Source organism: Cupriavidus sp. GW823-FHT07B10, assembly GCF_058794355.1.
The window spans coordinates 17228-29855 of record NZ_JBXAGS010000020.1 but is presented as its reverse complement, the minus strand read 5'-3'; the positions used below and the strand labels follow the sequence as shown (position 1 = coordinate 29855).

Below are 12628 nucleotides of genomic sequence, written 5' to 3'. Positions count from 1 at the left end.
ATTATAGACATAAGCGCAGTTATGTCTAAAGTATGCCGCCGAAAATTGGCTTTACTACGTATTACGGTGTAATATTTATCATCACTTTTCTGTTTTTTCTCCCGATGGCCGCTGCCGACCTGGATCTGACCGACGCCGCGCTGCAGGCCGCGATGGCCCACGACATTGCCGAGCTGCGCGGGCGCTTCCCCGAAACCCGCGCGCTGTACCGCGAGGCCTGCGGCCTGCTGTTCTTCCGCTACGGCGTCACGCCCACCGCCAACAAGCTCTACAGCCTGGTGCGCAAGGGCAGCATGGGCACGCCCGCCGAGGTGCTGCAGGCGTTCTGGCAGGAGCTGCGCGGGCGCACGCGCGTGACCATCGACCATCCGGATCTGCCGGAGTCGCTCAAGCAGATCGCCGCGGAGGCGGTGCAGACTATCTGGCAGTCGGCCAACGAGGCCGCCACCGGCGAGCTGGCCACGCTGCGCGCCGAGGCCCGCCATGCGGCCAGCGTCGCCGAGGCCGAGCGCGATGCCGCGCACGCCGAGACCGCGCTTGCGCGCGAGGAAGCCGCGGCGCTCGTCGCGCAACTGGACGCCGCGCGCCAAACCATCGAGGAGGTTCAGGCGACGCTGGCCGCGGCGCGGCAGGACCACGCGGCGACCCAGGCGCGGCTGGAAGCGGGGCGGGCGGAGCTGGACGCCGCCGGCCGGCAGCTGGCGGAACTGCGCACCCAATTCTCGACGGAGCTGGAACGGGCGCGCGAGGCGGTGACGCTCGCGCAGGAACGCGCCGAAGCCAGCGAGCGGCGCAGCTTGCGCGAACTGGACCACGAGCGCACCGCGCGTCAGAAGAGCGAGCGCACGGCCGAAGAGTTGCGTACGGAACTGGCGGCGGCACGCAGCGAGGCGCGCGATGCCGCGGTGGCGCAGGCGGAGGGTCGCGCGAAGCTCGAAGCGCAGGCCGCGGCCCTGGCTGATCGGCTCGCGGCCACCGAGCAGGCGCAACGCAAGGCGGCGAGCGACCTGGAGGCCGTACAGGCGGAACTCGCGGCGGCACAGCGTCGGGCCGAGCGGGGCGAAGCGGAAGCGGCGCTCGCGCGCCAGCTGCTGGCCACCTTGCGCGTCGCGCCGCCCGAACGCGACGGCGGTGGCAGTGGTGGAAGGCGGCGCAAGGCCGGCAGTCCGCCGGCGACCGTGCCGGAAGACCACGGGAAAGAGCCGGGCAGCGAGCAGGGGGCCGGCGGCGCTGCCTGACAATCAGGACGATGGCAACGCCCGCAGTGACGGCAGCGATGACAGCAAAGACTGAGCGGGCGGACGCGATCCGCCGGGTCCAGGCGCAGATGGACGACTACGGGCAATCCCCCAACCTTGCATCACATAAACGCCGATGGGTAAGTTCGAACGACACGCAAGAGACAAGGTCTCACCGTCCATGGGATTAGGAAGCGTCTGCATGTGCAGTGACTTCAAGAAGGAGAACGAATTGGCCCCAGAGCAAGTGGTTGAACCCGTTGTCGCGAGCAATGCGACGGACGGACTTGGCCAGATGGAGCTTCCCATCGCTGAGGCGATGCGCGACGCGGATCCCGTCATTGGTGAAGCCAGTGATGCGTGCGTCGGTAGTGGCAGCGTTGACACTCAGCCCCGACGCTTGGACTTCTGGTCCACAAGCCGGGATAGCGGCCCGACGGCGACCGTGTCATATCGGCGCCGGCGGCCTTACACAGCCCCGGACGCTTCAACGGAAGACGTGGCACCGGAAGAATCGATGGAAGTCACCGCCTCGGAAGCGTTGACTGAATCTGACGCGCCGGAAGCGCCCATTGAAGCCATGCCCTCGGAAGTGACCACTGAAGCCGTGGCCAAAGCTCCGGTTGAAGTCCTGGCCACGGACGAACCGACGGAAGCTGCCGTCCAGGACGAACTGGCCGAAACGGCCGCCCCGGTAGCACCGCTTTACGCCCCAGCTCCGGAAGCTGCGCCGGAAGAGACGCGGGCCCCGAAGCGCGGTCGGAAGCCGAAAGCGCTCACCGAAACCGCCGCTCCGGAAGCTGCGCCGGAAGAGAGGCGGACACCGAAGCGCGGTCGGAAGCCGAAAATCCTAGCTGAAGTTGCCGCTCCGGAAGTCACGACTCAAGAGACCCCAACCCGGAAGCGCGGGCCGAAGCAGATAGCACTGCCTGGAGTGGAGGCTGCCCCGGAAGCGCCGACTCAGAAGACGCAAACCCGGAAGCCGCGACAGGAGCAAAAAGCGCCTACCGCAACTCAAAGCCCGTCCCAATCCTCACTGCTCGCTCAACTGGCATCTGTCAATGCGCAACTTGAGCAGTTGCGAGCCACGGAAGTGCCAAAGGTCGTGGAGGAAATTCAGCAGTTGATGCAGGAGTACGACCTCAGCATTGAGGACATTGCGGGCAAGCCCAGTGTTGCGCCTGCTGCCCGCGCTGTTCCGACCAAGACGAAGGCCGCGCCGCGCCCGAGGTACCGCAATCCCAAGACGGGCCAGACCTGGTCGGGGCGCGGTAGGGCTCCCGCGTGGATTGGCAAGAAGCCCGAGCGTTTCCTAATCGATCTCTTGTATTGAACGATAGGTTGGCGGGCGCGGTCGGTCCGCCCCTATTCTGACTAGCAAACTTGGCAGGCCGGAAGTTCGGCGGCCACTGCGTAGGAAGACCGAGGGGAAGAGCCGGGCAACGAGCAGGGGGCGGCGGCGCTGCCTGGCAATCAGGACGAAGGCAACGACAGCAGTGACGGCAGCGATGACAGCAAAGACTGAGCGGGCGGACGCGATCCGCTGGATCCAGGCGCAGATGGACGACTACGGGCTCACCTTGGAAGACCTCGACGCGGCGGGGTGCTTCGCGCCGCCGCCTCCACCGCCCGCACCACCAGCGCCGGTGGTCTGCTACCGCAATGCGGAAGGGCTGACTTGGGACGGGCAGGGCGAGATGCCGTCGTGGCTCAAGCGGGCCGTCAATGCGGGGCAGAGCGTTGAGTTTTTCCGGGTTGGATAGAGCCGCCGATGCATTCGGCCCGCTGTCCAACGGCGATGTGACCAGGGCTCACCGACACAACCCACGACGACCCATTTATGAAAGTACGCGTTTTTACCCTGTTGTGGCTCGCCGCCATGGCGAGCGGCGGCATGCTGCCACCCACGCAGGCACACGCCGGCGTGTTCGACGATGAGCAGGCGCGCAGAACGGTCATCACCCTGCGCGACCAGTTCAACAGCTTCCAGGCGACTGCGACCCAGCGCATTGAGCAGAACAGCCGCACCACACTCGACCTGCAGAACCAGCTCGAAAGCCTACGCCAGGAACTGGCGCGGCTACGCGGCCAGAACGAAGTGCTGCAGAACACGGTGGCGACGCTGCAGAAGCAGCAGAAGGACTATTACGCCGACCTGGATGCGCGCCTGAAGAAGTTCGAGCCGCAGCACGCTTCGGTCGGAGACCGCCAAGGCACGTCGCAGCCGGGCGAGAAGCCCGAATACGATGCCGCGCTCAAGCATTTCCAGGCGGGCGATTTCAAAAGCGCGGGGAATTCGTTCTCGTCTTTTAACAAGAAGTATCCGCAGAGCTCGTACCTTCCGCTGGCGCAGTACTGGCTCGGCAACTCGCTATACGCGCAGCGCGACTATAAGGGGTCCACCTGGACGCTGCAGAAAATGATCAATGCCAACCCGACGCATCCCAAGGTGCCGGACGCAATGATTGCGGTTGCCAATAATCAGCTCGAGTCCGGCCAGAAGGCTGCCGCGCGCAAAACGCTGGAACAGGTGGTGGCCAAGTATCCCGGTACCGAAGGCGCGCGTGCGGCGGACAACCGGTTGAAGACGCTGAAGTGAGTGGGGCGGCTTCCAGCCGGCCGCACCACGCACCGAAGGCCTGCTTTAGGGGGATCTTCAGATTCTGACGAACCCTACATGCGGCCGGGGCGATCCAGACCATCTGGCAGGCGGCCAACGAGGCCGCCAACCGATACCGCGAATATCTTGCAGCCCATATCTACACAAGCAAGGCCATTAACGTGATGGCGCCAGCCGATCAATTCGACCTGAACTAGCGACGAGAGCCAGGCCTTCGTCCGCGGGGCACGCCGGCGGTCTGCCATCCGCTGCCGGAATCTTCGCAAGATGATCTGCTCGTGTGGCAAAGTAGCCAGCGCGCCCCCATCAGCCGGGCGTCGCGGATCGGGGCCAGGCGCGAGCCACTGTTTAGCCGTCTTGAGTGTCCGAGGGGCGCTGCTCCACCAGCAATCCGACGCCATCCGCCCCCTGAAGGCGGATGCGCTGCCTGCCGCGGTCGCCCCACTGGGCTTGACGTCTCTCGGCGCCGTCAGCCGCGCTCGCGGGAAGACCCCACAGAACCATCGATAGCACCTCGTATTGGCAGTACAACGTCACGTCCCACCGGGTGCCGTCCGGCCGTACAACGCTCCGCGGGCGACCAATGCAGACGACGTCGCGCCCGCCTTCGGGCCCCCAATCCAACTCGGTGCTACGGTGTTCCGATTCGCTCAGGGCGCGAGTGAATTGGTCTACCGGCCTCGTGTTGTCGCCGTCGAGGTCATCCCACAGTGACACCGTGAGCGCGGCCTCAGTGTCCGGCAGATCGAGCAGTCGGCAGACATGGCGCAGGCTCGCCCGCTGGATGCCCCACCAGTCGATCGCCGGGTTGTCGACATCCAGGCGACGCGGGTTGGGCGCGCCGGCCATTGCCCCGCCGACTTGGCCGGGGGGCAAAGCCGCCAGCCCGGGCGCCACCGTGGCAAGCCCACCGGGGAACACCCCATGTACAAGGGTGGAGCGGAAACGCTTGCGCCCGTCGGGCCCGGGCAGTTCGTTTGCCACAAGCCGACCTTCGGTAGGCCACAGGTAGCCGCCGCCCGGCAGGATGAGCCGCTGGTGACGATTGGGCCAGATCTGCCGGGTCCAGTCGGCCTGCACGTCGGCATCGGAGGATGTGCCACGCGAGCCCTTGGATTCGACCAGGCACACTGCGGCCATCGCATGGGCGCTGGCGTGGCGGAAGCACACGAAGTCGGGGTGCGCGCTGGCGGTGGGGCCGCCGCAGTCCTCCCAGTGGGCCATCCAGCCGTAGCCCGCCTGAGCCATCTGCAGCAGCGTCAGGCCTACGCCCAGCGTGCCTGAGAGGAAGGGCTTCACGAAGTCCTTGAGGCGACCATAGTCGTGGGTCACCCGGAAACCGTTGACGTCCGACTCGCACACGGTAAGCGCGGCCGCCGCGGTCGCCTCGGCGGTGGCCAGGCCGGCGCCGCCCAGGGTCAGCCCGAGTTTGTTGGCGCGTCGCATGGCCAGGTACAGCCACCAGGGGGTGATGTGCGCGCCAGCGGCGGGGGGCGTGCGCGCCTCCCAGGTCAGGGCCGGCGCGGTCAACCGCAGGTGGAATTCCTTGTGGATCGGGATGGGCAGCATGAGCAAGAGCAGGACGCGCGGACAATGACCGCATTGTCGCTGATCGGAGCCGGGTTGAGTGGTCTTGGGGCCACTTCCGGTCCGATGTCGAAGCGGCCCATACCGAGTGGGAGCCCGTCATCGATGCGATCCTGGTTAAGGGGTAATTGTCCAAGTCGTGCGAAATGCAACTAGCCGAGAGCGGCATGCGGATACTTAAGGAAGTAGCATGAGTACGGAACTGGCCGGTCTCGACCCTAAGCCTATCCGGACAGGGCATCCTGGGGCCAAAGGCAACTAGGGAATAACCGCCGTCGCCCGCGGAAACTATTGGCGGTGCCAGAAAGACTCGCGCTGGGGCGCGGACTCGTCGGCTCAGCAATGAGCGGAAGGCCGACGAGAAGGATCGCGCGAAGGAAGCGGGTGCTGAGCTCTGATGGGGCGCAGGGAAAGCGAGGGCTGGTTCCACGGTGCGCAGGGCGGCTCGGAGCGAATTTCGCATCCCGCGAGATTCGGCGAATGCGTTCGGCTAGCGCGCGTACCACGTTGGCTACACCGATTAGGGAAACAACATATATGAGGGGAATGGGTAGCGCTGGCCCTTTGTGAGTCCCTGGGTGTTGAGACCATAGGTCCGCAGGAGCCAGCGCGATTCGCCGCCATGTTGTCCGCCGACTTCGCTTCGGCCGTGGAGCGCCAGGCGATTGTTAACCAAGAGAACGTCGCCCGGTTGAACGGCGACGGTCGTGCAATGCCGTGCGCACGCGGCGGCGAGCGCGTCATTGGCCGCCACCGCTGCTGCGTTCCCAACGTCGACGTCGACGCTACTGTGGCTGTACCGAATCCACGTTTTCCCGTCGACGTCGAGAAGCAACTCGCCATCTTCGACGGAATGCTCATAGCCGAGCAGGCTTTTCATCCCCGGAATGAAAGTATTCTGTGAGCGGATGTCAAACTGCTGCTTCTTGAGCTCTGCAACCTGCTCCGGAGGTAAGTCAGTCAAGACCTGGGCAAGCGGCATCACCGTCGTCGGAATCGCATCGGGGTTGCGAAGGCCGCACAGACTCACAAAATCGGGAGATGGCGCAATGTCCGGATTGGCCCCATCCGTTTGGCCGCGGAACGGAAAGCTCACCGCGTCCGTGTGCCCCCGCATGGGCCCGCGCGACTTGTTCGCCATCCGCGTGTCACCCGGCAGGACCACCAAGTTGACGAACAGGTCACCGTTGTTCTCGGAGCCGTATGACACAGTCTCCATCCCCAGCGCGCCCAACGCGACAATCGCCGAGAGACGTGCGACGACCGTTCCGGTGCACAGCGGTATCGGGGAAAAGTCGTCCGGCGTGTCCGGGAGTTGTTCCGCCACAAAGGCTTGCGGCAGGAGCACATAAGGTGAAGCCCACGCCTCGGCACTGAATGCGCCAAAGTCCTGCTTTGTCGCATTCTCAAAAGCAGCTTTCAGATCCGCGGAAACGTCCTGGACGAGCTGGCTTGGCTCGTTGAGGGCCTCGCAGGCTTGGGCGAACGACGGCTGGCTCGACAGCCAAGAGCGCACTGTGCTTTGAACAACATTGGCGAATGCTGGGGAAATCAATGCGGCCCTCGAAATTTGATATATTGTTGATACGTGCCTATACTACACCAACAAACCAACCATCCCCCCATGACTTCCGTCACGCGGCGCCCTTCGAACGCAGTCGATCCGACACGACTACTCCGAGACTATTCCTTGCTGGTTGCAACAATTGCGAAAAGTGTGAAGTTTAATGCAAACGCCGCCGGGAACGTGGTGACATGCACGGTCGGATTACCCGACGGAAGACACTTGAGCGGACAGGCGGAAAATGCGGAGCTTGCCACGAAGCAACTCCTGATTTTCCTCACGGAGGCGGTCCTGGCCGCGCACCACGGTTCGCACTGGCAACCCGCCTATGAGGCGGCGTTGGTTGCCGGACCCCTGAAAGTCGCGGAGGATGCCATGGATGCCAGCACTAATGACGACACCCGGTCGAATACGAAAGCGCGACAAGTCACGATCGGCGTGAGCGCGAAGAAGTCCTTTCATAACGCTATCAGCTCCCTTGCCGAGGCACGCGGAGAATCCCTCGCAGAGGTCGCCCGCGAATTGGTTTCCGCTGGGTTCGAGGAATTCGAGACGCGCAGCTACGTCGAGAGTGAAAGCGCGCTGCTCAAGGGTTTCGAGTCCGGGCTTGATACCTACGCCGAGGGAGAGTCATCGCAATGGATGCTTCGTCTTGACAGACGGCTTGCGACACGAATCAAGCTGTCGGCGAAAGAGTACGGTCGGTCGGCCTCGCAAATGGCTGCGATGTGCATGTCGCATGCCCTGAGCGAACTTTCCGCCGGCCACGTTTCCAGTGAGAGCAAGCGCCTGGAGAAGGCTAGAGCGACAATCGGGGACATCCGTGGCCCGGCCGCCCGACGATTGGCGGAAGAAATTGGGCTGGGTGCAAGAGGTCCATTGCTCAGCAGCATTCTCTCTGGGCGAGTCTTGGCGCCCCGCTCGGTGCTCCGTGCGCTGTCTTCAAAGCTGAAGATCCCCATGACCGTGCTCGCGGATTTGTTCAAGGAATCCTTTCTTGCCGCGCCGCTCCCTGCGTTCAAGGCCGAAGATGGAAAGCCTCAGGTACGGCTCGAGCAACAATCTTGGGAGGACGCTGTGAGGTCGCTTAAGCTGCCAGAGACGGACACCTCTGCGCTACTTCGATACTCGGATTAATTCGCTCGATGAGTCCTTTCGTCAGAGCTCGCGCAGAGGCCATAGAACTGCGCAGTCGTCTCGTCACATACTGTGCGTCGCCTGTTCCTACCAGCAAGGAACTACTTTCCTTTGTCGAATGCGAACTAGAGATCGCGATCGAACCGGTACCGGCCGATTATGCTGCGTTAGGCGGTGGCGGGGCGGTCTTCTACCGGGCTGAAGACACGATTTACGTACGGGACGACGTTACCGAGGCTGAATTCGCGTACCTGGTCGGCCACGAGCTGGGGCATTGGGCTCTCGATCCGGATGGGCAGCAGATGACGATCGCCGACCTTCGGTCATTGGTAGCGCCCGGCGAAACTCAGGCCGTCGCGAAGGTGGAAGCGTATGGCGCTCGAGAACGACAGGAACTGCAAGCGAATGTCTTCGCTCGCGAGTTGCTGTTGCCGCGCGAGGTGGCCGCCAGCCTATGGAAGGCAGGAGATGGGGCCCACAGCGTCGCAGAGAAGTATGTCCTGCCCCTGGAGTTAGTTCGTCTCCAATTGTTGGATGGACTGCTTCTCCCGCCGAGCGCAATTATCCCCGCTCCGTCGTTGCCAGATCCGAGTCCAAGCCAGAAGGCCGCGGCGGAGGCGGAAGAACGTTTCGTCAACGTTGTGGCGGGGCCGGGTACAGGCAAGACAACGACCTTGGTCCACCGGGTCAAGTACCTCATCGAACAGCGCGGCGTCGACCCGTCACGTATCCTCGTTCTCACGTTCACGAACAAGGCGGCATTCGAACTGGTCGAGCGTTTGCGACATGCAGGAATCCAGCAGGCGGCGGACATCTGGGCGGGAACGTTCCATGCCTTCGGGCTCGAGTTCCTTCGCAAGTTCCATCAGCACTTCGGCCTCGACGCAAACGTCCTAGTTGCCGACAGGCTCCACCAGATCACGCTGCTCGTAAAGCATCTTCAACAGGCGGACTTGCAGTTCTTCCTTCGGGTCGAGGACCCATACGACTGGCTGCAACCGGTGCTCCGGTGCATTCAGCGACTCAAGGAGGAACTCGTCAGCCCGGACGAATACCGCTCGCGCCTGGCACAACTGCCGACGCCAGAGGAGGAACTGGGCTGCCATCGCGAAGACATCGCGACGTTGTACGCGTTGCACGAGCGCGTCCTGCAAGACGCCAGGATGGTCGACTTCGTTGATCTTGTGTCGAAGCCGGCGCTGAAGATGCGGGACGAACGACCTCTCGTGGCCGAACTCACGGACCGCTTTGAGCACGTGCTTGTCGATGAGTATCAAGACGTGACGGCAGCGATGGTCATGCTGGTTCGACAGCTTGCATTGCACGCGAAGTCTCTCTGGGTTGTTGGCGACGTCAGGCAGGCGATTCATCATTGGCGAGGGGCGTCGGTAAAGAGCCTGCTCAGGTTTGAACAGGCCTTCAAGTCATCGGAAGACACGTCCACCGCCAGAAAGTACACGCTCGCTGACAATCGCCGCAGTTCGTCGGAAATTCTGGACCTGTTCAGTGCTGCAGGTCGGGCACACGTCCTGGAATCGCAATTGCCCCTAGACGCCATGCAGGCGGTCAACGGAAAGGCGCATCGGATTCCGGAGCTTGTCTCATGCGCATCCCGCGCGGGCGTCGCCCAGGCCATGGTTGAGGGGGTGGTCACACTCCAGTGCGCCGGAACAGATTTCAGGCGACAGGCGTTGCTTTGCCGTAAGAGTGCGGACGTGGAACTGGTTGCCAAACGCCTGAGATCTGCAGGTGTTCCGACCCTGTTCATTGGCGAACTCGCACAGCGTCGAGAAGTAAAGTCGCTCCTATGCCTGATGCAACTGCTTTGCGAGCGCGAGCCGCGCGCACTGGTTGGTCTGGCGGACGTTCCGGGCTTGGCGATGCCGCTGCAGACCATTCTCGCTTGCATCGAACGCTCGCACGACGACGTTACTTGGCAGCGCGGTCGGTGGCTGTCCCCTGGCGGAGCGAGCGTGCCGGCCGATGGGGAACTGGCCTGTTCCCACTTGCGTTCGCTTCTTGCCGGGTTCTCGCGTTCGTCTCGTCCTTGGGACTTTGTATGCGACCTGTTGCTGGAGCGGCGGTTCGGTCTTCCGGGCGACGAGGACGACTCGATTGACGCAGGCACGGCACGCATGGCCTTGTGGCAATTCGCCTATGCGGTCCGCAATGGCGACGGGGATCCGCGGCAGGCAACATTGTCTCGATATTTGCTGCGACAGCAATTGCGTCAGCGGATAGGCGAAACCTACTCGGACAGAGAACTGCCTCCGGAAGCTGCCGGCATGGACGCCGTCCGCGTGATGACTGTTCATGCAAGCAAGGGACTGGAATTCGACGCAATTCACGTTGGCTTTGTTGACGCGGACTCGTATGGCCCAGAGGAGCCAACCTGGAATGCGTCGGACTCTATTCTTGAGCTGGTGCCACCTGCTGTATTAGGCAGCAGTGACAGCGAGTACCAATTCGAAGTTGCCGTCGAACGGAACAACCTGTTCTACGTTGCGCTGTCCAGAGCCCGGCGATCATTGCGACTGTACGAAACCATCGAATTTGGCGACAGGACACGCGCCCCCCAACTGCGCGACCTCATGCCATGGTACGAACGGCGAATGCAGGGCTTGGCGCCTGGCGTCGACTTTGAGCCGAGCCCCCCGAGCTTGCCTGTGACGGAATCTGCGGCGATTGTATTCGAGGAATTCGAAGCATACGTAAGGTGTCCGTTGCAGTACCACTATCGCTATCGGCTCGGACTCTCACGCGAGCAGGATACCGACGTTGCGGTGCGCGCGCGATGGGCCGTGATGACAACCCTTGAGGCATACGCAAGAGAGAAAGCCGCGCCGAAAGACGTTTTCTATGCAGCCTGGGAACGGTTCGGCTTGCCAAGCGAACAGCAGGATCCTCATCTGGTGAGGGACGCCAAAGTCGTGTGTCGACGTGGACTGCATCTCATCAAGGCGATTGACGGCAGCTTTCGTGAACGGCTCGCCGCGACCATTCACGAACTAGAGGTCCATCTCCCATGGATGATTGAAACGGAGCAAGGATTGCACCTCATTCGCTTTGCCGCGGGCGGCGCATCAACGTCGCAGACTCTGATGCGGCCGCTGCTTCTGTCGATCTCGGGTCGTCGACCGCAGCCCCTGACACTGTATGCCCTCGTACCCGAACGTGTGTGGGCGGTGTCGCCTAGCCGGGCGCCGGAAAGAACCGCGGCATTCAAAGCCGCGACACATTTTTGCGAGGGCAGGGTGGAGGCTAAACCAGGCAGGCACTGCGGTCGCTGCGCTTATCTGACTATTTGTCCCAGTCGGCCTGCCGAAATATGATGCGTCGCCCTGGGGCGCAGCCGTCGGCCGTATGGCGATGCCAAGACGCAGCGGTGCGGCCTGGTCCTGATACCGGCCCGAAGCCCCTCATGCCGAGGGGCTCTGAAGCCGAAGCCTCGGTAAAGCACCGGCGAGACTCTCTTCGGAAGGGGTGATCGAGCTTTAGCTGCAAAATGATACGCCGGCGCGCGAAATCCTCTTTGAAATCAATAAATTGCACACAACGACTTTTCCACGAAAAGCTCTCTGCACAACTCGTTGATACGGAACGGTTTTCTTGCTGAAACCGTGTCAATCAGCACCGAAAGCACGATCACCCCATTCTCGACCGAGCTCGAGCGCGCCCGCGAGCTGGTGACCCTCGCCCAGGAACGGGCCGAAGCCAGCGAGCGACGTAGCCTGCGCGAACTGGACGCGGAGCGCACCGCGCCAGAAGAGCGATCGCACGGCCGAAGAGTTGCGCGGCCAGCTGGTGGCGGCGCGCGGCGAGGCCCGCGACGCGGCCGTGGCGCAGGCCAAAGTCCGCGCCCGGCTCGAAGCCCAGGCCGCGGCGCTCGCCGCTCGGCTCGCCAGCGCCGAGCCGAGCGCGCCGAAGCCGAAGCAGCGCTGGCGCGCCAGCTGCTGGCAGAATTGCGAGTGGGGCCACCCGGGCGGGAGGTCGGACGGCGGCGCAAGGCCGGCGGCCCGGCGCCCACTGAGCAGCAAGCACACAGAGCGGAAAGCAGGCTCAAGAAGCGGGCGCGCCGACAGCGGCCCAGAATCCGGACGACAGCAACGACAGCAGTGACGACAACGATGACAGCCAACAATGAGCGGGCGGAAACGATCCGCTGGATCCTTGCCCAGATGGCCGACTATGGGCTGACGCCGGAAGAGTTGGAGGCGGCGGGGTGCTTCGACCCACCTCCGCCCCCTCCGCCGCAGGTCTGCTACCGGAACGCCCAGGGAATGAGCTGGGACGGGCAGGGCGAGATGCCAGATTGGCTGCGGCGGGCGGTCCAATGCAGGGCAATCGGCGGAGTTTTACCGGAGGGTAGCGTCAATGGCTACGCATCATCGTAAGCGACGGTGACCGGCCGAGCGCGCGCGCCGGGCCATGCGGGCGATATTTCCGATTGTGTCCGTTAAACTATCGCGCCAATCGCTTCCT

7 protein-coding genes and 3 pseudogenes are annotated in these 12628 nt (G+C 63.3%); 8 read left to right on the top strand and 2 right to left on the bottom strand.

The annotated features are described in order from the left end of the window. The first annotated feature begins 104 nt into the window (after positions 1-104). The 4 genes and pseudogenes from AC1Q6V_RS28930 to ybgF all read left to right on the top strand — a co-directional run bounded on the left by AC1Q6V_RS28930 (position 105) and on the right by ybgF (position 3837). Positions 105-1293, top strand: a pseudogene (locus AC1Q6V_RS28930) (DNA-binding protein). Positions 1294-1440: 147 nt separating this feature from the next. Next, positions 1441-2571, top strand: coding sequence for an H-NS histone family protein (locus tag AC1Q6V_RS28925; protein ID WP_492344644.1), 1131 nt, complete (start codon positions 1441-1443; stop codon positions 2569-2571). Positions 2572-2746: 175 nt separating this feature from the next. Continuing rightward, a complete protein-coding gene (locus AC1Q6V_RS28920) occupies positions 2747-3001 on the top strand; it encodes an H-NS histone family protein (RefSeq protein WP_492344616.1) in 255 nt (84 codons plus the stop codon). Positions 3002-3078: 77 nt separating this feature from the next. Next, positions 3079-3837 (top strand): tol-pal system protein YbgF, encoded by a 759-nt coding sequence (gene ybgF / locus AC1Q6V_RS28915; protein WP_492344617.1) that lies wholly within the window; start codon positions 3079-3081, stop codon positions 3835-3837. A 369-nt stretch (positions 3838-4206) separates the two neighbouring features. Here ybgF and AC1Q6V_RS28910 read toward each other — a convergent pair whose 3' ends face one another. Both AC1Q6V_RS28910 and AC1Q6V_RS28905 read right to left on the bottom strand, forming a co-directional pair. After that, complete coding sequence (locus AC1Q6V_RS28910; RefSeq protein WP_492344618.1) at positions 4207-5427, bottom strand: hypothetical protein; 1221 nt, start codon at positions 5425-5427, stop codon at positions 4207-4209. A 538-nt stretch (positions 5428-5965) separates the two neighbouring features. Further along, positions 5966-7000, bottom strand: a complete 1035-nt coding sequence (locus AC1Q6V_RS28905) for a TauD/TfdA family dioxygenase (protein ID WP_492344619.1) — start codon at positions 6998-7000, stop codon at positions 5966-5968. 135 nt (positions 7001-7135) lie between these two features. Between AC1Q6V_RS28905 and AC1Q6V_RS28900 the strand changes: the two genes are divergently transcribed. The 4 genes and pseudogenes from AC1Q6V_RS28900 to AC1Q6V_RS28885 all read left to right on the top strand — a co-directional run bounded on the left by AC1Q6V_RS28900 (position 7136) and on the right by AC1Q6V_RS28885 (position 12550). Then, positions 7136-8146 (top strand): hypothetical protein, encoded by a 1011-nt coding sequence (locus AC1Q6V_RS28900; RefSeq protein ID WP_492344620.1) that lies wholly within the window; start codon positions 7136-7138, stop codon positions 8144-8146. A gap of 8 nt (positions 8147-8154) precedes the next feature. Beyond that, a complete protein-coding gene (locus AC1Q6V_RS28895) occupies positions 8155-11478 on the top strand; it encodes a UvrD-helicase domain-containing protein (protein ID WP_492344621.1) in 3324 nt (1107 codons plus the stop codon). A 315-nt stretch (positions 11479-11793) separates the two neighbouring features. Next, positions 11794-12290, top strand: a pseudogene (locus AC1Q6V_RS28890) (DNA-binding protein); the annotation flags it as partial. Beyond that, positions 12274-12550 (top strand): annotated as a pseudogene (locus AC1Q6V_RS28885) (H-NS family nucleoid-associated regulatory protein). The pseudogenes AC1Q6V_RS28890 and AC1Q6V_RS28885, both read left to right, overlap by 17 nt. Positions 12551-12628 lie beyond the last annotated feature (78 nt).

Excerpts from the sequence above, each read along its gene's own strand:
- AC1Q6V_RS28925 (WP_492344644.1), top strand. The coding sequence starts at position 1,441 with ATGTGCAGTGACTTCAAGAAGGAGAACGAATTGGCCCCAGAGCAAGTG.
- ybgF (WP_492344617.1), top strand. The coding sequence starts at position 3,079 with ATGAAAGTACGCGTTTTTACCCTGTTGTGGCTCGCCGCCATGGCGAGC.
- AC1Q6V_RS28910 (WP_492344618.1), bottom strand. The coding sequence starts at position 5,427 with ATGCTGCCCATCCCGATCCACAAGGAATTCCACCTGCGGTTGACCGCG.
- AC1Q6V_RS28895 (WP_492344621.1), top strand. The coding sequence starts at position 8,155 with ATGAGTCCTTTCGTCAGAGCTCGCGCAGAGGCCATAGAACTGCGCAGT.
- AC1Q6V_RS28920 (WP_492344616.1), top strand. The coding sequence starts at position 2,747 with ATGACAGCAAAGACTGAGCGGGCGGACGCGATCCGCTGGATCCAGGCG.